Origin of the sequence: Allorhizobium paknamense (genome assembly GCF_030815125.1) — a bacterium.
Lineage (GTDB): Bacteria > Pseudomonadota > Alphaproteobacteria > Rhizobiales > Rhizobiaceae > Allorhizobium > Allorhizobium paknamense.
In genome coordinates, this window is the sequence record NZ_JAUSWH010000011.1 from 83,286 (window position 1) to 105,870 (window position 22,585).

Genomic DNA, 22,585 nt, shown 5'->3' on the forward strand with positions numbered 1-22,585 from the left:
GAACGGAAGCAAGAAAAGAACACATGTCCTTTTTGAAAGTGGACATGGTTCGGGTTCTCACCAGCGATAGCGAAATTGGCCTGTGTGAAACTGACCTTTGCCGAGTGCCCTCCATTGCACAGGTCTTTCGGTGCTTTACCATTGCGATGTCATCAAAGCCCTTTCGGCGGGGCACTGCAAGGGATTGTCTTTCCGTGGCCAAACGCATCCTGCTCACCGGCGCGACGGGTTTCGTCGGACGTCAGATACACCTTTCGCTCATTGAAGCCGGTCACGAGGTCGTGGCGCCCTTGCGGCTGGGCGGCATCGATCGGCTGAAGGAGGCGGGCACCCCGGCACATATTATTGCAACGGATGATCTTTTCGACCTGTCGCCGCAGATCTGGGCCGAGCACTGCCAGGGCATCGATGCCGTCATTCACGCAGCCTGGTATGTCAATCCGGTCGATTATCTCGATTCGCCGGAAAATTTCCGTTGCGTGGCCGGCACCATGGCGCTGGCGGAAGGGGCTGCCCGGGCCGGGGTCGCGCATTTCATCGGGGTTGGGACCTGTGCGGAATATCGCTGGCCATCGGAGCGTCTGACCGTCGATGATCCGCTGGAGCCGCGCACCCTCTATGCTGCCGCCAAGATTGGCTGCTTCCACATGCTGCAGCAGTTTTTCAAGGCAAAGGCCCTGCCCTTTTCCTGGTGCCGCATCTTTTATCTGTTTGGCGAGGGCGAGCACCCCCGGCGTCTCGTGCCTTATGTGCGGCAGAAACTGCAGGCAGGCGAGGTCGCCAAATTATCGAAAGGAACGCAGTTGCGGGACTTTCTGGATGTGCGTGAGGCCGGATCGATGATTGCCGGGGTGGTGGACACCGGACAGGAGGGCGCCATCAATATCTGCTCGGGTCAAGCCATCACCATCCGGGCCTTCGTGGAGAAGATCGCCGACGAATATGGACGGCGCGATCTTCTCGAATTCGGAACCGCCGATATTCACCCCTCCGACCCGCTTGCTGTGGTTGGCGTGTGCAATGTGGCAAGAGCGTAGCGCAAAGCCTACCGAACGAGTTTCACATCCGCTTTCGTCATGAGGCTGACGGGTGTGAGAACGGCGCGCATGACGCTGAAGAAATCCTGCGCCGTCACGGCTCTGCCAATGAAGCGGTCCACCAGAAGCACGGTGCCGTGCAGTCCGCGCCGTTTGTCTTCCGGCGGATGCGGATTGTAAGGCGGCTGGAAGGCGGCGATGAAGGCATGCCCTCCTGGAAGGGCCGCCAAGGCCTGACGATAGGCTTCGAACTTGATGGTAAAGCGGGCCTTGTCGTGCTCCAGGGCGCAATCATACATGCAGGCGCGCACGAAGTCTTCGCCGAAACCATTCCACTGGCTGCCCAATTCCGCGAGAACCCGGGCCTGCACCTCGGCAATGGCCGCTGTCAGGCCGATGCCGGAATGCAGCGGAAAGCCTTTGAGTGCCGACGGCACGGCCTGGGGCTTGAAGGGCCGGACGCTGACGGCTGATAGCGGGCGGTTGGAAAAGGCCAGCGCGTTGGCGAAAATCAGCACCCTTGCCGCCCACTCATAGTGCGGCGTCAGCGTCAGCCAGCTGATGTCACCGCAATTGGAAAGGATCGTCTCCAGCAGGCTGCGCTTGATGGCGCCGTGAAACAGGCCGAAGGGCATTTTTGGCACCTGCTGGGCACCCTTCCAGTGGAAGAAGGCTTCCAGCATCGCCTCCTTTTCGAAGGGCGTCACATTGTGCAACACAGGAACGGCCACGGTTGTCTTGATGTTGCGTGGTGCGTCCGGGGCGATCTGGAAGGGAGACCAGCCCAGCGCGTCGGCGGTCGGGATCGTGCTTTCCACATGCGCCAGAAGTGCCGGCAGATCGGGCTCGATCATGTCCTCCGCACAGACCAGCGATACCCAGTCCCCCCGGGCCGCAGCCACGGTGCCGATCCACAATTGTGCTGTCGAGAGATGGTCCGGCGCCGGCGGCAAGAGCTTGATGCGGCCATCGCGCTCCGCCAGGGTCCTGATTTCATCACTTTCCGCCAGCCTGTTTCCAAAGGACGAGAGGATGATTTCGAGATCGGCCGCCTCGTTGTTCAGCAGGCTGTCGATCAGTGGCAGCGGCAAGGCATGGCCCGGTTCGACGGGAATGCAGAGAGACAGCTTCGGCATCGATATCTCCAATGACGGCTTCGGCGTTTGGGTAAGGACAGGACAACTCCAGCCTGCGCTTTTCCTCGCATTTCAAGCTGGCGCGAGGCTTGGATGACCGGTGAGGAGTGAAATTCAGCCTTGCTGCCGGGGTAAGCTTATGCTTGAAGCATTCGAAAGCTGGTATTTTACAGGAATGATCATGCAATTTGAGCGAATGGCGATCCCAGAGGTCGTGCTGATCACCCCGAAGCGCTTTGGCGATTCGCGCGGCTATTTCATGGAAACCTTCAAGGCCTCGCTGTTTCAGTCCGAGATCGGCGATTTTACCTTTGTGCAGGACAATCGTTCCTTTTCCGCAGAGACCGGTACGGTGCGCGGCCTGCATTTCCAGCTCAACCCGCGTGCCCAGGGCAAGCTCGTCTCGTGTACGGCGGGCGCCCTTCTGGATGTTGCGGTGGATATCCGCAGCGGTTCGCCCACCTATGGGCAGGCCGTCTCTGCGGAATTGACGGCGGAAAATGGCCGTCAGCTCTGGGTGCCGCCGGGCTTTGCCCATGGCTTCTGCACGCTCGCCCCCGATACGGTGATCAGCTACAAGGTGACGGATTATTACAGCCCCGACCATGACAGGGGCCTGTTGTGGAACGATCCTGCGCTTGGCATCATCTGGCCGGTTGAAGAGGGCAAGGCCGTTTTGTCCGACAAGGATCAAAAGCAGCCGCGTCTTGCCGAATTGCAGGCTCATTTTACCTATACGGCGTAAGCCTAATCGATTGAGGGCGAAAGACTATGCGCGTACTCGTTACCGGTGGAGCAGGCTTTATCGGGTCTGCCGTGGTTCGGCATCTGGTGTTGGACAAGAAATACGACGTGCTGAACGTCGACAAACTGACCTATGCAGGCACGCTGACCTCGCTGAAGGCTGTCGAAGGCAATCCGCTCTATCGTTTCCTGAAGGCCGATATCTGCGACGGTGCCGCCATGGCCGAGGCCATGCGCAGTTTCAGGCCGGACCGCATCATGCATCTGGCAGCGGAAAGCCATGTGGACCGCTCCATCACCGGTGCGCGGGATTTCGTGGAAACCAATGTGCTGGGCTCCTTCACCATGCTGGAGGCAGCGCGCGGCTATTGGCAGGGACTGACGGGCGAGGAAAAGGAACGCTTCCGCTTCCTGCATGTCTCGACGGACGAGGTCTATGGGTCGCTGGGCGAAGACGGTCTTTTCATGGAAACGACGCCTTATGATCCGAGCTCGCCCTATTCGGCTTCGAAGGCTGCCTCCGATCATCTCGCCAAGGCCTGGGCGCGCACCTATGGCATGCCGGTGGTGGTTTCCAATTGCTCGAACAATTACGGGCCGTTCCATTTCCCGGAAAAGCTCATTCCGCTGATGATCCTCAATGCCATGGAAGGCAAGCCGCTGCCGGTCTACGGCAATGGCGCCAATATTCGCGACTGGCTCTATGTCGAGGATCATGCCCGGGCGCTGGACATCATTGCCGAACGCGGACGGATCGGCGAGACCTATAATGTCGGTGGGCGCAATGAACGGCGCAATATCGATGTGGTCAAGCGCGTCTGCGCGCTGATGGATGACTTGAATCCGGCGGGCGGGCCGCATGAACGGCTGATCCAGTATGTGACGGACCGTCCCGGCCATGATGCGCGCTATGCCATCGACGCCACCAAGCTGGAAACGGAACTGGGCTGGAAGGCCCAGGAAAATTTTGAGAGCGGCATTGAGAAAACCGTGCGTTGGTATCTTGCCAATGAGTGGTGGTGGGCGCCGCTGCGACAGGGCTATGACGGCAGCCGGCTCGGCCTTTTGAAAACGGGAACGGCGGGATGAGCATGCGCCGCCGCTATCTTGTCACCGGCCTCCAGGGTCAGGTGGTGCAATCGCTTGTGGAACGGGCCGCAGCGCGCCAGGATGTCGAAATCCTGGCCGTCGGGCGTCCGCAGATCGATCTCGCCGCGCCGGACGGCATCGTGGACGCCGTCCTGGCGCTCAAGCCGGATATCGTCATTTCCGCCGCCGCCTATACGGCCGTCGATCAGGCGGAAAGCGATGAGGCTGCTGCCTTGACGGTGAACGGGCAGGGGCCTGCAGCGCTGGCGAAGGCGGCTGCCATGCTCGATATTCCGGTGCTGCAGATTTCGACGGATTATGTTTTCGACGGGTCGAAGCCTGCGCCTTATCTGGAAAGCGATCCGGTCGCGCCGCTCGGAGTCTATGGCCGCAGCAAGCTGGAAGGTGAGCGTGCCGTGGCGGCGGCCACCGATAATCATGCCATTCTGCGCACGGCCTGGGTTTACAGCCCCTTCGGCAAGAATTTCCTCAAAACCATGCTGAAGCTTGCCGAAACGCGGGACGAGCTGAATGTGGTTGACGATCAGCGCGGCAATCCCACCTCGGCCCTGGACATTGCCGATGCGGTTCTGGCGGTGGCGAGCAATCTGATTGCATCCCGCGATGCCGCTTTGCGCGGCGTGTTTCACATGACGGGTTCGGGAGAGGCAAGCTGGGCCGAATTTGCCGCGGAGATTTTCCGCATCTCCGCCGAAAGGGGCGGGCCGTCCGCAAAGGTCAATCCCATTCCCTCCAGCGCCTATCCAACACCTGCCAAGCGCCCGGCCAATTCGCGGCTGGACTGCGGCAAGCTCACCGCCGTGCATGGCGTGACCCTGCCATCGTGGCAGGCCTCGACGGCCGAGGTGGTGGCGCGGATGCTGTCCTGAGTTACCTGATGACAGACGGTGGCCGGACTGTTTTGCTCCGCCGCCGTTTTCCAATCCAGCTTTTGAAGGCAAGGAGCTTTTCATGAAAGGCATCATTCTCGCTGGCGGCAGCGGCACGAGGCTTCACCCGATGACGCTGGTGACCTCGAAGCAGCTCATGCCGGTCTATGACAAGCCGATGATCTACTATCCGCTGTCGACGCTGATGCTGGCGGGCATTCGGGAGATCCTGATCATTTCGACACCGAAGGATCTGCCGAATTTCCAGGCGCTGCTGGGCGATGGCTCGAAATGGGGTATTTCGCTGAGCTATGCCGAGCAGCCTTCGCCAGACGGTCTGGCGCAGGCCTATATCATCGGCGCAGATTTCGTCGGTTCCGATCCGTCCTGCCTGATCCTCGGCGACAATATCTTCTACGGTCATGGCATCAACGATCTCTTCCGCAATGCGGTGCGCCGGGAAGAGGGGGCAACCGTCTTCGCCTATCACGTCAACGACCCGCACCGCTATGGCGTGGTGGAATTCGACCGCGAGATGAAGGCCGTTTCCATTGAGGAAAAGCCGCTGGAGCCCCGGTCCAACTGGGCCGTGACCGGGCTTTATTTCTACGACAAGGATGTGGTGGATATTGCCGCCAATCTGAAGCCTTCGCCGCGCGGCGAGCTGGAAATCACCGATGTGAACCGCGTCTATCTGGAGCGCGGCAAGCTCAGCGTTGAGAAAATGGGCCGTGGTTATGCCTGGCTCGATACCGGCACGCCCGACAGCCTGCTGGAGGCCTCCGAATTCGTGGCGACGCTGGAACGGCGCCAGGGCTTCAAGATCAACTGCCCGGAAGAAATCGCCTTCCGCCTGGGTTTCATTGATGCCAATCAGTTGAACGTGCTTGCACAGCAATATGGCAAAAGCACCTATGGCCAATATCTGCAAAGGCTGTTGAAGGGGCTTTGAGAAAAGCCCCATCCTCGCCTGACGGCAATTTAAGCTTTCCTTGAAAATGCTTTAAAGCCCGTAGCCGACCTGAAAAGCGGCATACGGGCTTTTGTCTTTTATGGTTCATGCCAAACAACGGCGCAAAAAATGGCACGTCTCTAGACGATGAATCTATTGAAAATTTTGGAAAATGGTGCTGCGAAAGAGGATTGAACTCTCGACCTCTCCCTTACCAAGGGAGTGCTCTACCACTGAGCTACCGCAGCATCTTGACCGGCTTCGCAACCGTGTCGGAACGAGGGGCCTATTGCCACAGCTTGAATCGGAGCGCAAGCGCCAAAACGACTTTCCTGTCATAAAATGTGGAACTTCCGCTTTTTCCCCAGTTGCGCTATCACCCTTTGCATGAGTGACGAGACCGACCCTTCAAAGCCCTCCGGCCCGCGTGCCAAGCCTGCCACGGCGGCGGATCTGCGCCGCCAACGCGCGGCGCAGAAACTGCGTGAAAACCTGATGCGGCGAAAGACGCAGGCGCGAGCGCGCCGGGCGGGCGGCGCCGATGAGGGCGAGGGCCTGCCTGCCGCAAATTCGCCTGAAGGCGATGTGTAATAACCTGTCGTCCGGGTTTATTTTCAAATCAAAAGACACTAAAGCAACCGTTTCAAGCCGCACGCGGCAGGCTTCTCTTAAACCAAGGAAAGGCGGGGTTCGCCCCGTAATCAGCACGGATGGATCGCATCAGGATTGTCGGCGGCAACGCCTTGAACGGTATCATTCCCATTTCAGGCGCAAAAAATGCCGCCCTGCCGCTGATGATCGCCTCGCTGCTGACCAGTGATACGCTGACGCTGGAAAACGTGCCGCATCTGGCCGATGTCGAGCTTCTCTTACGCATTCTCGGCAATCACGGCGTCGATGTCGCCGTCAATGGCCGCCGTGAGCGTCAGTCGGGAAGCTATGCCCGCACCGTGCATTTCACCTGCCGCACCATTGTCGATACCACCGCGCCCTATGACCTCGTTTCGAAAATGCGGGCGAGCTTCTGGGTGATCGGCCCGCTTCTGGCGCGTGAAGGCAAGGCGCGGGTCTCCTTGCCGGGCGGCTGCGCCATCGGCACACGGCCTGTCGATCTCTTCATCGAGGGGCTGGCGGCGCTTGGCGCGACCATGGAGATCGATGGCGGCTATATCGAAGCCACGGCGCCGAAGGGCGGCCTGATCGGCGCAAGCTACACCTTCCCCAAGGTTTCGGTCGGCGCGACGCATGTGATGATGATGGCCGCCTCGCTGGCGCGTGGCGTTACCACCATCCACAATGCCGCCCGTGAGCCGGAAGTGGTCGATCTCGCCAATTGCCTCAATGCCATGGGCGCGAAAATCTCCGGCGCGGGCACGCAGACCATCACCATTGAAGGCGTGACCAGCCTTTCGGGCGCGCGCCACCGCGTGCTGCCGGACCGCATCGAAACCGGCACCTATGCCATGGCCGTGGCGATGGCTGGCGGCGATGTGACGCTGGAAGATACCGATATCGCCCTGCTCGACACCGCCATCGAGGCACTGCGCCGCTCTGGCGCCGAGATTTCCGCCGTGGATGGCGGCATTCGCGTGATCGGCCATGGCGATGCTATCCGCCCCGTGGATATCGTCACCGAGCCCTTCCCGGGCTTCCCCACGGATTTGCAGGCGCAGTTCATGGGTCTGATGACCCGGGCACAGGGCGTGGCGCATGTGACGGAGACCATTTTTGAAAACCGCTTCATGCATGTGCAGGAACTGGCTCGCCTTGGCGCAAAGATCACCCTGAACGGGCAGACGGCCCGTATCGACGGCGTGCAGCGCCTGCGTGGCGCTCCGGTCATGGCCACGGATCTGCGCGCCTCGGTGTCGCTCGTCATTGCAGGGCTTGCTGCGGAAGGTGAAACGCTGGTCAACCGCGTCTATCATCTCGACCGTGGTTTCGAGCGGCTTGAGGAAAAGCTGACCCGCTGCGGCGCGATCGTCGAACGAATCAGCGGCTGATCGTCACGGTTTTTCGTCGCGCCGTTGCCAAGCGGCGGCGCAATGACTATTTCCAAGGCAATATTCCTCCATGGACATTGCTCATGACCGACCTCAAGCTTCTGGCACTCGATAAGGACGATCTCACCATCGTGTCTGCCCATATGCAGGATGCCGTCTTCAAGCTGGCTGATGTGGAGTATACGGCGCGCAACGGCATTTTCACCCTCAAGGCCAATCGCTTCGTCTGGGAAGAGAACCAGCGCAAAAAGCGCGGCTTCGAGCGTCGCCGGGCAGCCCTCAGCATCAAACGCGTGCGCGCCGTGCGTTCGGTGGGCATTGATCGCGAAGATCGTGAAAAAGTGCTGAGCCTCCTGGCCGTTGCCTTCCGTCAGACGGGGGAGGGGCCGGAAGGCGTGATCGAACTGACCTGCGCGGCAGGGGCAACCATTGCGCTTGATGTTGAATGTATCGAAGTTCAGCTTGCAGATGTCGGCGGCGCGTGGGAAACGAAGGCAAAGCCTGATCACAGCCTGGCCTGAGGAGAGGCCGCCCCTGGCGGCCCATCGGGCAGGGAAGGCAGGCAGCAGACTGCGAGACTTCAATAAGGATGCGTTTCAGTGGCACTCTGGCTTGAACAGGCATCGGCGGATTTCGAGAGCCGCTTTGCCGCCTTCCTGACGACGAAGCGGGAAGTTTCCGAGGACGTGAACACCGTCGTCAAGGCAATCATCGAGGATGTCAGGGCGCGGGGCGATGCAGCACTCGCCGATTATTCCCGGAAATTCGACGGTCTCGATTTCACCGTAACGCCCATGCGGGTGAGCGAAGCCGAGATCGAAGCTGCCACCGCTGCCGTTTCATCGACGGTTATCGATGCGTTGAAGCTTGCCGCCGAGCGGATCGAGCGGCATCACGCCCGGCAATTGCCGAAGGATGATATCTATGAAGATGCCATCGGTGTGGGCCTCGGTTCACGCTGGACGGCCATCGATGCGGTCGGCCTTTATGTTCCGGGCGGCACGGCGAGCTATCCCAGTTCCGTGCTGATGAATGCCGTACCCGCCAAGGTCGCCGGTGTGCCGCGCGTGGTCATGGTGGTGCCGGCCTCCGGTGGTGCGATCAATCCCACGGTGCTGGCTGCCGCCAAGATCGCCGGTGTCAATGAAATCTACCGGATCGGCGGCGCGCAGGCCGTGGCGGCTCTGGCCTATGGCACCGGGAGCATCGTCCCTGTCGCCAAGATCGTCGGTCCCGGCAATGCCTATGTGGCGGCTGCCAAGCGGCAGGTGTTCGGCACAGTCGGCATCGACATGATCGCCGGACCCTCCGAGGTGCTGGTGATCGCCGACAAGGACAATGATCCCGATTGGCTGGCCGCCGATCTTCTGGCCCAGGCCGAGCATGATCGCGGCGCGCAGTCCATTCTGATCACCGATGATCCGGCCCTGGCGAAGGCGGTGGAAAGCGCTGTTGAGCGGCAGTTGAAACTGCTGAGCCGGTCCGAGACCGCCGAGGCCAGCTGGCGGGATTTCGGAGCGCTGATCATCGTGAAGGATTTGCAGGACGCCGTGCCGCTGGCCAATCGCATTGCCGCCGAGCATCTGGAACTGGCCGTGGCCGAACCCGATGCGCTGATGGCTGGCATTCGCAATGCGGGCGCCATCTTCGTCGGCCGGCATACGCCGGAGGTGATCGGCGATTATGTCGGCGGCTCCAACCATGTGCTGCCCACCGCGCGGTCCGCGCGCTTTTCCTCCGGGCTATCGGTGCTGGATTTCGTCAAGCGCACCTCGATCCTGCGGCTTGGGCCGGAGCAGTTGCGCAAGCTTGCCCCGGCTGCCATCGCGCTGGCCGAAAGCGAAGGGCTGGATGCGCATGCCCGCTCGGTGGCGATCCGCGTCAATCTGGCGGGATGAGCCATGGCAAAGGGCGACTACAGGCTCTCGGATGTCGTGCTGGATGAGACGATCGGGCGTTCGACGCCGGATGTCGAGCATGAGCGGGCCGTCGCCATTTTCGATCTGATCGAGGAGAACCGGTTCGAGCCCGTCGGCCATCCCGGCGGGCCTTACCATTTGCTGCTGTCGCTGGTGGATTCCAAGCTGGTCTTTTCGATCAAGACCGAGAGCGGTGAGGATGTTGCCACCCACATCCTGTCGCTGACGCCGCTTCGTCGGATCATCAAGGATTACTTCATGATCTGCGAAAGCTATTACGAGGCGATCCGCTCGGCAACGCCCAGCCAGATCGAAGCCATCGACATGGGCCGCCGCGGCATTCACAATGACGGCTCGCAGACGCTGATGGACCGGCTGAAGGGCAAGATCGACCTCGATTTCGACAGTGCCAGACGGCTTTTCACCCTCGTCTGCGTGCTTTACTGGCGCGGCTGAAGGGGGCGGGATGAGTGCAACCCCGAGAGACATGCCGGAAAAAGCGGGAGAAAGGCCTCGGTCGGTCCTGTTTCTCTGTGGCATGAATGCCATTCGCTCACCCATGGCGGAGGCCATTGCAAGGCGGCTTTTGCCATCCGGCATCTACATCGCCTCCGCCGGGGTGCGGCATGGCGAGCGTGACGGCTTCGTGGATGCGGTGCTGGACGAGATCGGCCTGTCGCTCGGCAAGCGCCAGCCGCAGACCCTGGAAGATCTGGAGGATGCCTATTTCGACCTGATCGTGACGCTGGCGCCGGAGGCGCATCATGCAGCACTGGAATTGACCCGATCCTCCTCCGTCGAGGTGGATTACTGGCCGACCCCCGACCCGACCGTGGAGACCGGAAGCCGCGATCAGCGCCTGGAGGCCTATCGCGATGTGCGTGACAGGTTGACAAAGCTCATAGAAGAGCGCTTCAAGAGACCCGGAACGCAGCCGCTGGGCGGCGATTGAAACAGGGTGAGAAATGGTGATCGGCGTGGTTCACAAAACCGCGTCGATTGTGTAGTTTCCGCGCACATTTGACCGGCGCTGCTCTTTGCGCGCCAAAAGACACAGAAAGACAACCCCTCGATGGCAAAAGAAGAAGTTCTCGAATTTCCCGGTATCGTTACGGAATTGCTGCCCAATGCGACGTTCCGGGTCAAGCTGGAAAATGAACACGAGATCATTGCCCACACCGCAGGCCGCATGCGCAAGAACCGTATCCGCGTTCTCGCCGGCGACAAGGTGCTGGTGGAAATGACCCCTTACGACCTGACCAAGGGCCGCATCACCTATCGCTTCAAGTAAGAGCGGAGGTTTCGCCATGGCGGCACCACGCAAGCTGATCCTGGCCTCCGGCTCGCCACGCCGCGTGGAACTGCTGAGGCAGGTGGGGATCGAGGCGGACCGGCTGATGCCGATGGATCTCGACGAAACGCCGGAAAAGAACGAGCAGCCGCGCTCGCTGGCCAGACGTCTGGCAACCGACAAGGCAAAGGCTGCGCTGCAAAGCCTTGCCGACGAGCCCGAATGGCAGGGAAGCTTCATTCTGGCCGCCGATACCGTGGTGGCGGTCGGGCGGCGGGTTCTGCCCAAGACCGAATTTTCCGATGAAGCGCTTGCGGCGCTCAACCTCTTGTCGGGTCGCGGCCATTGGGTTTTTACCGGCGTGTGCCTGGTGACGCCGGATCGCAAGCTGCGCCAGCGCGTGGTGGAAACCAAGGTGCGCTTCAAGCGTTTGTCATCCCATGAAATCGATGCCTATCTCGCCTCCGGCGAGTGGCGCGGCAAGGCGGGCGCCTATGCCATCCAGGGCATTGCCGGAAGCTTCGTGCAGAGGCTGGTGGGCTCCTACAGCAATGTTGTCGGCCTGCCGCTGCATGAAACGGTGCAACTTCTGACCGGCGAGGGCATGGACGTGGCGGCCCGCTGGCTGGAAGGGTAACCATGACGGAAAAACCACAGACAAGCGCTGCTGCTGCCAGCGCGAAAGTCGAGCCACTGCGCAAGCCGCGCCCTTGCCCGGAATGCGGAAAGCCCTCTAGCCGGGAAAACTACCCCTTCTGCTCGGATCGCTGCCGCAATCTCGATCTCTCCCGCTGGCTCAAAGGCTCCTATGCCATTCCAGTAACGGAAGATGAAAGCAAGGCGGGCGACGGAGGCGAAGAGTAAGCTTAGTTTTTCTGCATTTCCGAACGGAAAACCGGGTTCCACGTTTCTCGGGACAATGCTCTGGTAGCCTCAAAAAGCATGTTCGTTCAGGGGCTTGACGGGTTTTTGCGAGGGCGTTCAAAAAAGTGACATTTGCGGCTGGACAGCGGCGAATTAGATGCTATAACCGCCCTCGCTTCCGGGGGAAACACTTCCCCCTCCGGTGAAACATCACCGTAGCGGCCAAAAGGCCAGGATGCCCGGATAGCTCAGTTGGTAGAGCAGCGGATTGAAAATCCGCGTGTCGGTGGTTCAAATCCGCCTCCGGGCACCATTAAGCCTTTAAATTAATTGGTTTTTTTAAAAAATCTTTGATCCTGCTTTTGCTGGAAATACGCTAGCGCACGTCTAGCACACCCCGCGAAATTGCTCTTTCCGATCAAGGCTTGCCGTGCCTACTCACGCACGGATTTGCGCAGCTTTAACGCAGGCGTGCTAGCAACGTAACCGATTTCGGAGAGCGTCATGTTGCAGCGCGCGAAGCAGACCAACCAGCCCTTTACCCTCTTTCAGCGCCCTGGTGGCGTTATCTGGTCTGTGCGGTTTTCAGCCGGAGGCAAGCAGATCAGGAAGAGCCTTGAGACCGACAATTACGATGAGGCACATCATCGGGCCTACCAGATATGGAGCGAGGCGAACTACCGGGTGAAGAATGGGTTCACCGCAGTCGTTCGGCCGTTTGCGGAAGTGGCCGAGGAGTTCATCAAGCTTGTTGTTGTCGAGAGCGAGCGTAACGACCGCAGCGAATATCATTCCCGCGACTGGCCGCCGGTTATTCGTCGCTATCTTGTCGGCTTCTTCGGTAACAAGCCCATCGACACGATCCGTGAACCGGATATCGAGCGCTATGTAGAATGGCGTCGTAATTATTGGGTTTCTGGCCCAGGTAAGGAGATCGATTTCATTCGCTATGAGCGCGGCGGAAAAGTCCTGCGCCGTTCAGCTCGCCACGAGGTGCCGACGTTAAGTCGGCAGCGTGGGGAATTGACTATCGTGCGGGCGTTATTTCAGCAGGCGCTGAAGTGGGGGTATTGCGGCAAGCTCGATATCCCAGATATCAAAGTCCGAAAGCGCGTTGATAATAGTCGCCCGAGCTTCACCCCGGAAGAATTCGAAACGCTTATCAGCGCCAGTTTGCAACGCATCTATCCCGATCACAGTGGGCAGGGAAAATTGATTCGTGGCAAAGATGGTAGGGTATGGCGACAATTCCGGCAGAACCTGCATGTCATCTCCGACAGGTTGAAACTGCACGCTCATATCGAAATCGCATCTGGCACCGGCATGCGCCCAACGGAGCTCAAAAACCTCAACTGGGGCCATGTTGTGGGCTTTCGCTCCGCACGACAAGGTAAGCTGGAAGATCAGGATGTTCGCTTTCAAGTGCAGGGCAAAGGCAAGCACGGCGCAGTTGTCCCGCAACTGTCCGTCATTCCCTGGCTTCATGCGCTCTGGGATGCTTTCGAGCGGGAAGTCGGGCGCGAACCGCGTGACGATGATCCTGTTTTCGCTGACCATCAGGGCCAGCGCATTCAGAGCTTCAAGAAAGGCTTCGCCGAATTACTGAAGGTCTGCAATTTGCAAAAGGATTTTCGCGGCGTGGCCCGCACGACCTATTCCCTACGGCACTATTACATCTCGGAGATGATCGCTCGGGGCGTCGATGTCTATGACATTGCTCGAAATACGAGGACGTCGATCGCAATGATCGACAAGCATTATGGTCAGGTCAGCACCGAACGTCGGAAGGATCAGTTGAGGCCCGATCACAAGGAGTGGTGATTGATACTTGCGGCTCAAGTGGCCGCAGAAGCGGAGCGCTCACGCTTGTCAGTGCCAATGTTGCTGGGGCTTGACGGTTGTTTTTAGAGTGAATTTTGGCTTACTCCATTGACGGCGATAATTTTTTCGAGCACAAATGAGGTCGAGAAAATTATCGAGGGTCATATGGTCGCCACCCATCTTTACGTCGACGAAATTGAAATCAACACGCGCCTGTCGGCATTTGATGCCAGCCGCGAGGAGTTGATCAACGTCGTCAGGGAAGTTGTTGGTGCTCGTGCAGACGCCGTTGATGATGACCCGATAACCGCCGCCGGTCTGTTTGCCTACATTCATGGCACTCGCAACACTCGCGCTCTTTTCCGCTCCAAAGGCTGGCGGCATGAGCGGAGAGAAAACATCGAAGCGGTTCGACACCCCGATCGCAATCTCAAAGTGATCTATCAGAGCGTTGATGTTGCGTGTGACGAGAAGCACGTGCCGCAGGCAATTTCGGGGAAAGGCAGTGGGGCAGAGCGGGCCATTGATCAGGCTCAAGGGAGCCTTTTTGCTGACGGTGAGCTTGACGCAGTGACATTCGAGCCTGTAACGGCTCCGCCGTCCGGCGTTTGGTTTCTCTGCGTGTCCGTCAACGGTGAAGATGTGCGTGCAGAGCTTTCAAAAGCTGCTGGGGTTTCGAACGGAAATTTCCGGCAGTTTGAAGAACGTATTTTCATCATCCGCCAGGGTGAGTGGGAAAATGTTCGTGTGAAGGGAGACATTGAGCCGGACGGTGTTGAGTTCGAACCCGTAATCCGCCGCAAGTAGGAAAATGTTCAATTTCACAAGGTTGGAACTTGCTAGACAACGACGGCGAGTGACAGCGAAGGCGTTGGCAGAATTGGCTGGCATCGCACCTGTCACTTTGTCTCGCATTGTCAATGCTCAGCAAACGCCTGACGATAGCACCATAGATGCGCTAGCAAGGGCGTTGAAATATCCCCGTGATTTCTTCTTTCTCGATGATGTGAACCCGATTGATGTTCAGGCTGCGAGTTTTCGCAGCTTGACGTCAATGAGCGCGAGGGAAAGGGACGCTGCGCTTTCAGCAGGTGTGTTGGCGTTTGCCGTTTTAGAATGGGTCAAGCAAAGATACGATTTGCCGCCCATCGATCTTATTGATCTCAGTCATGAGCGAGACCCTGGCAAAGCTGCACGACTTTTGAGACAGCACTGGGCGATCGGCGAGAAACCAATCGGCAATATGATCAAGTTGCTTGAGACTAAAGGCGTCAGGGTCTTTTCGCTTGCCGAGGAAACAAAGAAAGTTGATGCGTTTTCCTGTTGGCGGGACAACGAAGCCTTCGTGTTCTTGAACACATTCAAATCGGCAGAACGAAGCCGCTTTGACGCCGCTCATGAGCTTGGGCATCTCGTAATGCACAAGCACGGAGGGCCGCAGGGGCGTGAGGCCGAAAATGAGGCGAACGCCTTCGCGTCAGCTTTTCTCATGCCTCATGACGACTTGGTGTCTCATATTCCCTATGTCAGCAGTGTCGAGCAGATAATAAGAGCTAAAAAGCGTTGGGGAGTTGCAGCGGTTGCACTTGCTTATCGGCTCAACAAGCTGGGGCGGTTGACGGAGTGGCAGTATGTCCAAATCAATCGCCGTTATCGCTCTGCTGAGCCTGATGGTTTGCCACACGAAAAATCTGCGGTGTGGGAAATGGTACTTAAAGATCTCTGGAAGCAAGGCGTATCAAAAAATCATATCGCGCGTGATCTTTTCATACCTGCTGAAGAAATTGAGGATCTGCTGTTCGGCCTCACAGTCGATCCATCACCACCATTACGCAACGACAGTAAAGAACGTTTACGCTTGCTTTAATTCGCGTATCGGCGGCGAAACTCTTTGCTCGCCCTTCTGGTAGACGGCTGTATCCAGGAAACACGTTTAACGGTTTCAGAAAGGACACAGCATGTCGCATCTCAAGGCTCTCAAGCTTGCCTCCGCAGTTCCGGTTCGCGCGACCGTTGATCCGGTGCAGCGTGCGCGGGAGAAAATGATCGCAACGCTGGTAGAGCAGAAGCAAATGGCCGAAGCGAAGATCGCCGGTCAGGCTTTTACTCCGATGCATATCGTTCGTCGCAAGAATACCGAAGGGCAGCGCGTTGAGGTGGAAACGCTGAAGCGTGTCCGGCAGGGCTGGTTCTGCGATGCTAGCGGCAAGGTATTTTTTGCTACCCGCTACGCCGGGAAGCCCATCGAGTTCGCGAAGGATAAGAACGCAGTTGAGGTAGGCGATATGGCGGCGCTGCCAAAGGTCATTGACACGCTCGTGGAAGCCGTTCGGGCTGGCGAACTTGATGCGCAGCTTACGGCCGCTGCCGTAGAACGCGGCCAGATGCTGCGCAAGGCGAAGTAAGCAGCGCGATCTTTTGAGGCATACTGCCGAACCCCATGAGATGGTATCCATCTCATGGGGTTCGTGTTTCTGCCTCCCGCTCCAATGGAGCGTCAACGGCTAGCGTTTCGGTTGGAACGTTGCACAGCAGCACTTCCACCCTTGGTCGCGCTCCTTGATATGTCTGCGTGTCTGTACGACAGCACCCGGTGCACGCGCCTGCTCATCCGACTTTCGTCATCACGATCGAATACTGGCCACGCCACGCCGACACATGAGCTTTGCCTTTACCCCCACCAGGTCATCGCTTGCCCTCTGCGCGATCTGGAAGTTTGTTTCCGCCGCAGCCAAGCGGAGACCAGATGCAGAACCGTTTAAGCAATGATCAGAGCAAGGAGCCTACGCAGGCGCAAATCGATCTCGCCCTGCTGTTCAAAACCGAGCTGCATGTCGGGAGCTTGCCCTTCTATAAGCAGAGTGCAAAGCGATCCGCGCTCAACCTCACTTACGAGATTGACAGGGTGGTTCATAGCCGGAGCTTTATGTCGCCGTTGTCATGGCGGGCGATCATGTTGTTTGCGTTGAGTGAGGGCAAGACAGTCAACGTTCAGCGAATGGATAGGCCGGGCCGATATCAACACGTCTTTCCAAGAACCTTGATGCGCCGCCTGTATTGGCACGCGCGACCGAACGCTGATTTCCCCCCGGTTGCCCGCCTCTACGATCCCAACGGGCAATCCGTCATGCTGCTGACCCGCAGCCGATTTTGCGGTCACGCCGTGGATGCTCTGCACAACCTTGCAGACGGCATGCCTGTGTTCCAGCCGTTATGGATTGCTGACATCATGGCCTTACGCCCGATGCTTGGCATCGACCTTGTGCACGACGAGACATTTACAGCGGCATTCCCGATCACCGCGTATATCAAGGCCGCGGCAAAGACAGGGCGAATTGTCGAAGAGCTTGAGCTCTTCAGCCTGCCTCTCGTAGGCAACGTGCCACGGCTCGCAATCCCGCCATCTTCGGAGATCATTCGCCGGATCTTTGAGCAAGAGTGCCGGGAAAACCCGGCACTATCTAATCTGCGAGATCGCTCAATTTATGGGGACTATTCCCCCACATGAAGATCACGGCATGCTTCTGCGTGTGATGATATCTTCGATGACACCCCACATATCACGGAACGTAGCGAGGCCACTGCTATCCTTAGTCAGCGCGGTGCGGAGGTCCTCGAAAGCGTAGGCAATACCTTCACCATCAAGAACGCGGCAAGCCATCGGCAATACGTCGTCCACAGTTGTCGCGGGAACTTCGAGGATAAGGCAGCGGTCGCGGACAGGATCGCTTATTCCACTCAGGTGGTTCGTCGTCAGGATGAAGAACACCCCCTTGTCCAATGATGGGAACTTGGTCATCAGCCCCTTGAGCGAAGCCATCGCCTGTGCAGTGAATTCGTGGGCCTCATCTAATATCACCACGCGCAGGTTCTGCGAATTGCGTGCGAATGTGTGCACGGTCTGGCCGATGCTCTTGATCGCCTTGGCACTTGGGTCTTCCGCTGCATCGACAAAACGAATGTCATAGGGCGTCATATCAGGGATAACCTCGGCGGCGAGCAACTTGGCAAGCTGCGTCTTGCCGCTGCCAGCGGGACCGACCAGCAACAACGGACGCGTAAGCGTACCCTGGGGATAGCCGTGAATGACGGTCAACGTCTTGAGGTTGAATGTCGTGTAGTCGGCAAGCTTCTTGGGCTCGTACTTCGACATGAGCGAAGACAAGGTGATTGTCATGGTAAAATTCCTCAATGTACGGGAATGGGCTCGATGGTGGTTGAAAGCCACCATCGCGTCTCAGCTCACTCGGACTTGCCGGCGAGACGATCCTTGGCTGCGTCCTGTTCGTCGGTGTTCGGCGTCGTTGGCCTCAAGATAACCGTGAAGTCCTTGACGTTTATCGGGTTTGACAGCGCTTCACCGACACGCTTGGTCATTGCGTCGATAGCACCCTTTCCGGTCTGAACCGCAACCACTTCGAAGTCGCCGTTGGCGCGTTCGGCTACAAACCAAACAGCCTTTTTGGAGTTGGAATGCACCGGAAGCGCCCATGCACTCTCCTTCGGTCGAGGAATGATGAAGGCATCATTGTGCTCGCCCGCCATGGCCTTGTTCGCCTTGGCGATGGCCGCGGCCTTGTCGGTCTTGTTCTGCTTGCTGAGTTCTTCGTAGTCAGCACGCCGAATGGCCTCGACGCCGTGGCTGTCCTCAATCCACTTGGCGAAATCATCCACGCTAATCTTCAACGCCGCACCCTTGATCATCACTGCACTGTACGCGCTGGCCTTGGACGTATCAGCATTGCGGAACACCAACTTGGCGGCCGCAAGCTCACCCGTCGCAAGCGTTTGCAACTTGATGCCGACTTCCTTTGCGGCCTTGTGCAGAGCAACCTTGTCGTGGGACTGGCTCAGACGGTAAGCGTCCTGTATCGCCACATAGAGCGACTTGTTCGCCTTACGCAGGTTGTCCAAATAGGTCTGAACGTGTTTGTCCGCCTCAGTAAGGGCGGTCTTGATCGCCTTGCTGGTGATCTTGTCGAGGGTGATTATAGCCATGGGAAACTCCTTGTGTCTGGCGTGAATTACAAGGACATTTTTAGGCTGGCAGCGGGGAATTAGCCGTTCGATTGGACAGCTATAAAAGACTTGAAATCAATATGTTACGGGATTTCCGGGAAGTCGTCTCTGACCAGATCTTGCTTTTTATGGCCCGTTTCTTGGCCAATTCGTATTTCCCGAAGGCTGTGAGCGCGTTCATGGCGACTTGCGGGCGCGCTTCATGCTTCGCGCTGCCGTTAGAGACTTGTTCGGCCGTGGTGACGGCCACGGCGAGCCAAGCACTTTCCCTGCGTGTCACCGCCACGCTTCGCGTTTCCGGCAATTCATCGCGAGCGTAACGCGTTTGCAGAATATCGAGGTCCTTGTCGCGACGATTGGGCGGCAAAGCAATCTGCTCATCGATCCAATCAGCAATATCCTCGATCATCGCACATGCGGCTACAAGATGATCACGCCGCCACCGTGTGCGATAGCGTATCAACCGAGTGTGGTTCGGATCGCCATCTTCTAATAGACCCTCGTCGTAATCCTTAAAGAACTTAGCTCTCTTCACCCGTGTGAGATGCGCATTATGTTCCAGGGTCTCTGCGCTGATGGGGAAGTCAAAGCGGTTCTTCTCGAAGGAGGACAAGCTTTCGTACCGGCGGCGCTCGGATGGCAAGAGGCCGTCGCGTTTCAACCCTTCCGCATCTGTGTGCGTAAGCTTGCGGAGGGCATCGCGCTCTGCGGTAGTGAGGCGAACACCGCGTCCATAGGCCGCTGCATTCTCACGCAACTTTGCTTCGTCGAAATCCGGTGTGAGAAGTTTGAACCAAACAAGGGTCATTGTCTCCAACGAGTGCTGGCGCCTAATCTCGGCGGGGTCCGTTTCGAAGGGGTCCGGAACGAAAATATCAAGAAAATATCCGCTGTCGTCGTTCTTTAAACTGCGGATAGGCCAAAGCCGTTCGTGAAATTCAGCCGTGTTCTCAGAGATTTCTGAGCTAGTGTCTATACGGAATGCCCGACGCACGAGGCGAGCACGTCGAACCATATCGAAGATGGAAGGTGTTGCGTTCATCACATCAGGCTTTGCTAATTTTTCGTGTTACACGGAGAAATCGCTGTCAACGTTACGTGCTACCCCGCTAACACCAAGTTAGAGCCGAGCTGCGAGGTCATTTAATTTGGGGGAAGTTTCGATCCGGATGGATCATTGGGAGGGATTTTCGAATGTATTGATGTTTGAGCAACTGCCGTCTTCAAACATGCCATGCTCGATATCTTCGTTAGAAGTTATTTTCGGTTCCATTGAACCTTATCATCTGTTGGTAGAATTCCATTTGCCGCTCGTTTGAAGCAGCAGGAACGTTAGAGATATGCAATGCGCGCAAATGCAACGTAGGCGTGGCCACACGGGTTTACGCGTATCTATAATTCAATGGCTTATAAACTGGCTGGCAACGACGACCTGATCGCCGTCGAACGAAAAGTTCGCCATTTCCTTGGTGCAATAGCCAGCGACGCCAGCAGCATCGTAGATCGGCTTAAAATCTGTGGTGCCCGCCTTCGTCAAAATATTCCATTTACGTGCAGTCAGGACCGGAAGGTCAACCGTCGGGCTGTCTGGAAACCTAAGCAACCCGTGAGCATGAATGTTCGTCTTCGTGTGCTCAATTACAAAAATTCCGTTGGTCCTTTTATCGGCAGAGTATGTATGGAACTTGTGTCCGCAGATTTCGCGATCCATCATGCCGCAAAACTTGCCAATGAGCCGCGTCATCTCCGGTATTTCACCGGTGTCGTTCGTCGCCAGGGTGACGTATGCATTTGGCTCGATCTGCTTAGCCAGCGTAATATATGCGTCTCGCAGTTGTTGACGCCGTTCCCAATTGTTCTGTATCATGCCACCTCCGTGCTGCTGTTCCAGCAGCAAATTTTGATAAATAACTCAGTTATTTATGTCTCAGCAGCACGATGCCGCGCGCTGGGATTAAAGTTTTTCTTCTGGAGCGGAGGACGTCATGGGATTGAATATCGAGTTGCTTGAGACACTGTATCAGCGGCTATCGGAGGCGGGATTGGTGCAGAGCAAGGTGGAGTTCTCCACCCAGCTTTTAGGTAAAGGTCCAAGTTATCTGACGTCTATGAGTGCGCGGGAGCGTCATGTGCCGGAGGCTGTATTCCATGCGCTGCTGGAACGTCTTGAACTTGATCAGGAGTCGGCAGACCATCGCATTAAGGAGCTTGAGGCAGAGCATCTGCGATGCCGTGCTCAGCAATATCAACGGAAGCTGGTTGCTCAGTTGATGCACGAACGGCTGTCGGCGGACAAACCAACGCAGGGAATTTGTGCTCGTGCTTGGCTGTCCACGTTCCGGCCCATGCTGAACTCAATCCGCCTTTGTCGCGTTCGAAACGCGGCATCTCCGGAACTTCCAGACCGAGCTGTCTGATACAAATTTTACGGCTTTTCCCACCGCTACAATCGTCTCGCTAAAACCGTTCGGCTGGTACGCGGGATAGGCATCAACTTTTATCGACTGATCCTTGTCGTTAACGCAATTGAACTGGATGTTTTTGAGCGGCACCTGATCGCTGTTGGTAACGTAGAAATCAGTTCTGCCATCTTTGGTATTGCGTTCAAAGCGAAGCTCAAGTTTGAAGGGCAATGGCTTGACGAAGGTGGCATCGGTTGCCCAACACTGCATCAGGTTCGGGTCGCTGCGGTTCTGTCTGAAATCCGATGGTGTCACCACAAGCGTGGTAGCGCCATACCCAGTGTCCAGTTGCGCCAACCTGCCAAAGCCGCCGGTGAATAACTTGGCCACCGGCTCCCGGTTATCATAAAAAATGCGACAGGCCACGCCAGCGGCAAGCATCGGGTCTTTGCCCATGTTCGTGATGCGAACAGAGCCGGTCACCTGTCCTTCGTTGCGTAAGATTTCCACCCTGATCGGGACGTTTTCGGTAAGCTTGTATGTGGGAAGGTCGAGCGCCCAGAAACGGAAGGTTGCTCCGAAAACATACGAGAACCCGATTAGCGCACAGAAGATCAGCCAGGAATACGCGCCAAGTCCCGCCCACACCGAAACACGGATCGCGACGACGCCAATGGCTACGATCACCACGAGGATAACGATATAAAAAGAGCCGAACATGTGGGAGTACGAGCCACCGCCTACCCACGTGGACAAAACGACCAATATGAAAGCGATCAAATGAAGCATGTTCGACCTCACAGCAAATCGACGGCGGCTTTCATCATGTCGTCCCGCACATCGATATAGCGTTGAGTGGTGGTCAGGTTCCGATGGCCGGCGAGCGTCATGATGACCTTTGGGCTTACGCCGGAGTGTGCAAGTCGCGTAATGAACCACCGGCGACCGCTATGTGACGTCGCCCCTTCAAGCCCGGCCAGCTTGTAAATCTGCCCCATCAACTGGCAGAGCGTGTTTGCGGAAAACGGCGAACGCTTCTGCGTCAGGAGCAGCGGTGCGTCAGCGCCTTGAACTTCGGGCCGATCCAGTCCGTAACGCTCGATCTCGCGGCGCAGCCTTTCATTTAGAAAGACAGTGCGAGCTTGGCCGCCTTTGGTGATTTCCGCACGAAGCCGCAATTGCTCGCGAACCTGACCTTCGCCGTCAAACACATCGCGGGCGGTCAGGGCGGCGATTTCCCCCACCCGTAGCCCGGCGAAATGCGAAAGCATCAGCGCCAGCCGATTACGCCCCGCATGCTTCATCTGCGCCACCACGGCCAGCAGCCGCTTGAATTCTGCATCCGTCAAAACCCGAGCCTGTTTCATCCAAACCCCACAAAAGGCATTGTTTCCATGCCATTCCTTATGTTGCCGATG

General features: G+C 57.6%; 27 protein-coding genes and 2 tRNA genes. 21 read left to right on the plus strand and 8 right to left on the minus strand.

Annotation, left to right across the window (positions count from 1 at the left end):
- Window positions 1-194: 194 nt before the first annotated feature.
- Window positions 195-1,037, plus strand: a complete 843-nt coding sequence (locus tag QO005_RS16310) for an NAD-dependent epimerase/dehydratase family protein (RefSeq protein ID WP_307159125.1) — start codon at window positions 195-197, stop codon at window positions 1,035-1,037.
- An 8-nt stretch (window positions 1,038-1,045) separates the two neighbouring features.
- Here QO005_RS16310 and QO005_RS16315 read toward each other — a convergent pair whose 3' ends face one another.
- A complete protein-coding gene (locus QO005_RS16315; protein ID WP_307159126.1) occupies window positions 1,046-2,173 on the minus strand; it encodes a glycosyltransferase family protein in 1,128 nt (375 codons plus the stop codon).
- Between the two features lie 181 nt (window positions 2,174-2,354).
- Here QO005_RS16315 and rfbC point away from each other — a divergent pair, with 181 nt between their 5' ends.
- From rfbC to rfbA, 4 genes are all read left to right on the plus strand, one after another.
- A complete protein-coding gene (gene rfbC / locus QO005_RS16320) occupies window positions 2,355-2,918 on the plus strand; it encodes a dTDP-4-dehydrorhamnose 3,5-epimerase (protein WP_307159127.1) in 564 nt (187 codons plus the stop codon).
- A 26-nt stretch (window positions 2,919-2,944) separates the two neighbouring features.
- Window positions 2,945-4,006, plus strand: coding sequence for a dTDP-glucose 4,6-dehydratase (rfbB, locus tag QO005_RS16325; RefSeq protein ID WP_307159128.1), 1,062 nt, complete (start codon window positions 2,945-2,947; stop codon window positions 4,004-4,006).
- Window positions 4,003-4,896, plus strand: coding sequence for a dTDP-4-dehydrorhamnose reductase (gene rfbD / locus QO005_RS16330; RefSeq protein WP_307159129.1), 894 nt, complete (start codon window positions 4,003-4,005; stop codon window positions 4,894-4,896). The genes rfbB and rfbD overlap by 4 nt, the downstream gene beginning before the upstream one ends.
- Before the next feature lie 82 nt (window positions 4,897-4,978).
- Entirely contained in the window at window positions 4,979-5,848 is an 870-nt protein-coding gene (gene rfbA, locus QO005_RS16335; RefSeq protein ID WP_307159130.1) for a glucose-1-phosphate thymidylyltransferase RfbA, read from the plus strand.
- A 173-nt stretch (window positions 5,849-6,021) separates the two neighbouring features.
- Here the strand turns inward: rfbA and QO005_RS16340 are convergent.
- Window positions 6,022-6,096 (minus strand) — tRNA-Thr (locus QO005_RS16340).
- Between the two features lie 139 nt (window positions 6,097-6,235).
- On the opposite strand from QO005_RS16340, the gene QO005_RS16345 reads away from it, so the two are divergent.
- The 15 genes from QO005_RS16345 to QO005_RS16415 all read left to right on the plus strand — a co-directional run bounded on the left by QO005_RS16345 (window position 6,236) and on the right by QO005_RS16415 (window position 17,254).
- Window positions 6,236-6,439, plus strand: a complete 204-nt coding sequence (locus QO005_RS16345; protein WP_307159131.1) for a hypothetical protein — start codon at window positions 6,236-6,238, stop codon at window positions 6,437-6,439.
- A gap of 119 nt (window positions 6,440-6,558) precedes the next feature.
- Window positions 6,559-7,851: a UDP-N-acetylglucosamine 1-carboxyvinyltransferase gene (gene murA, locus QO005_RS16350; RefSeq protein ID WP_307159132.1), complete on the plus strand. Its 1,293-nt coding sequence runs from the start codon at window positions 6,559-6,561 to the stop codon at window positions 7,849-7,851.
- Window positions 7,852-7,934: 83 nt separating this feature from the next.
- Window positions 7,935-8,372 carry a DUF2948 family protein gene (locus tag QO005_RS16355; protein WP_307159133.1) on the plus strand — a complete coding sequence of 146 codons (438 nt, stop codon included), beginning with the start codon at window positions 7,935-7,937 and terminating at the stop codon, window positions 8,370-8,372.
- A gap of 78 nt (window positions 8,373-8,450) precedes the next feature.
- Window positions 8,451-9,749 carry a histidinol dehydrogenase gene (hisD, locus tag QO005_RS16360; RefSeq protein ID WP_307159134.1) on the plus strand — a complete coding sequence of 433 codons (1,299 nt, stop codon included), beginning with the start codon at window positions 8,451-8,453 and terminating at the stop codon, window positions 9,747-9,749.
- Window positions 9,750-9,752: 3 nt separating this feature from the next.
- On the plus strand, window positions 9,753-10,226 hold the full coding sequence (locus tag QO005_RS16365) for a UPF0262 family protein (protein ID WP_307159135.1): 474 nt from the start codon (window positions 9,753-9,755) through the stop codon (window positions 10,224-10,226).
- 10 nt (window positions 10,227-10,236) lie between these two features.
- Window positions 10,237-10,722, plus strand: coding sequence for an arsenate-mycothiol transferase ArsC (locus tag QO005_RS16370; RefSeq protein ID WP_307159136.1), 486 nt, complete (start codon window positions 10,237-10,239; stop codon window positions 10,720-10,722).
- Between the two features lie 120 nt (window positions 10,723-10,842).
- Window positions 10,843-11,061, plus strand: a complete 219-nt coding sequence (gene infA / locus QO005_RS16375; RefSeq protein ID WP_007759621.1) for a translation initiation factor IF-1 — start codon at window positions 10,843-10,845, stop codon at window positions 11,059-11,061.
- 16 nt (window positions 11,062-11,077) lie between these two features.
- Complete coding sequence (locus tag QO005_RS16380; protein WP_307159137.1) at window positions 11,078-11,698, plus strand: Maf-like protein; 621 nt, start codon at window positions 11,078-11,080, stop codon at window positions 11,696-11,698.
- A gap of 2 nt (window positions 11,699-11,700) precedes the next feature.
- Window positions 11,701-11,925 (plus strand): DNA gyrase inhibitor YacG, encoded by a 225-nt coding sequence (yacG, locus tag QO005_RS16385; RefSeq protein WP_307159138.1) that lies wholly within the window; start codon window positions 11,701-11,703, stop codon window positions 11,923-11,925.
- A 237-nt stretch (window positions 11,926-12,162) separates the two neighbouring features.
- A tRNA-Phe gene (locus tag QO005_RS16390) sits at window positions 12,163-12,238 on the plus strand.
- Between the two features lie 191 nt (window positions 12,239-12,429).
- Window positions 12,430-13,746 carry a tyrosine-type recombinase/integrase gene (locus QO005_RS16395; protein WP_307159139.1) on the plus strand — a complete coding sequence of 439 codons (1,317 nt, stop codon included), beginning with the start codon at window positions 12,430-12,432 and terminating at the stop codon, window positions 13,744-13,746.
- A 165-nt stretch (window positions 13,747-13,911) separates the two neighbouring features.
- Window positions 13,912-14,553, plus strand: coding sequence for a hypothetical protein (locus QO005_RS16400; protein WP_307159140.1), 642 nt, complete (start codon window positions 13,912-13,914; stop codon window positions 14,551-14,553).
- A gap of 4 nt (window positions 14,554-14,557) precedes the next feature.
- Entirely contained in the window at window positions 14,558-15,613 is a 1,056-nt protein-coding gene (locus tag QO005_RS16405; RefSeq protein WP_234633305.1) for a helix-turn-helix domain-containing protein, read from the plus strand.
- A 91-nt stretch (window positions 15,614-15,704) separates the two neighbouring features.
- Window positions 15,705-16,151, plus strand: coding sequence for a hypothetical protein (locus tag QO005_RS16410; RefSeq protein WP_307159141.1), 447 nt, complete (start codon window positions 15,705-15,707; stop codon window positions 16,149-16,151).
- A gap of 341 nt (window positions 16,152-16,492) precedes the next feature.
- On the plus strand, window positions 16,493-17,254 hold the full coding sequence (locus QO005_RS16415) for a DUF2958 domain-containing protein (protein WP_307159142.1): 762 nt from the start codon (window positions 16,493-16,495) through the stop codon (window positions 17,252-17,254).
- A gap of 3 nt (window positions 17,255-17,257) precedes the next feature.
- On the opposite strand, the gene QO005_RS16420 is transcribed toward QO005_RS16415, so the two are convergent.
- The 4 genes from QO005_RS16420 to QO005_RS16435 all read right to left on the minus strand — a co-directional run bounded on the left by QO005_RS16420 (window position 17,258) and on the right by QO005_RS16435 (window position 20,632).
- Window positions 17,258-17,923 carry an AAA family ATPase gene (locus QO005_RS16420; protein ID WP_307159143.1) on the minus strand — a complete coding sequence of 222 codons (666 nt, stop codon included), beginning with the start codon at window positions 17,921-17,923 and terminating at the stop codon, window positions 17,258-17,260.
- 65 nt (window positions 17,924-17,988) lie between these two features.
- Entirely contained in the window at window positions 17,989-18,744 is a 756-nt protein-coding gene (locus tag QO005_RS16425; protein ID WP_307159144.1) for a hypothetical protein, read from the minus strand.
- A gap of 79 nt (window positions 18,745-18,823) precedes the next feature.
- Complete coding sequence (locus QO005_RS16430) at window positions 18,824-19,807, minus strand: hypothetical protein (protein WP_307159145.1); 984 nt, start codon at window positions 19,805-19,807, stop codon at window positions 18,824-18,826.
- Between the two features lie 357 nt (window positions 19,808-20,164).
- Entirely contained in the window at window positions 20,165-20,632 is a 468-nt protein-coding gene (locus tag QO005_RS16435; protein ID WP_307159146.1) for a hypothetical protein, read from the minus strand.
- A gap of 118 nt (window positions 20,633-20,750) precedes the next feature.
- Between QO005_RS16435 and QO005_RS16440 the strand changes: the two genes are divergently transcribed.
- Window positions 20,751-21,182, plus strand: coding sequence for a DUF6626 family protein (locus QO005_RS16440; RefSeq protein WP_307159148.1), 432 nt, complete (start codon window positions 20,751-20,753; stop codon window positions 21,180-21,182).
- On the opposite strand, the gene QO005_RS16445 is transcribed toward QO005_RS16440, so the two are convergent.
- Window positions 21,120-21,956, minus strand: a complete 837-nt coding sequence (locus tag QO005_RS16445) for a hypothetical protein (protein ID WP_307159149.1) — start codon at window positions 21,954-21,956, stop codon at window positions 21,120-21,122. The two genes, QO005_RS16440 and QO005_RS16445, sit on opposite strands and share 63 nt — an antisense overlap.
- 8 nt (window positions 21,957-21,964) lie before the next feature.
- Complete coding sequence (locus QO005_RS16450; protein WP_307159150.1) at window positions 21,965-22,534, minus strand: tyrosine-type recombinase/integrase; 570 nt, start codon at window positions 22,532-22,534, stop codon at window positions 21,965-21,967.
- Window positions 22,535-22,585 lie beyond the last annotated feature (51 nt).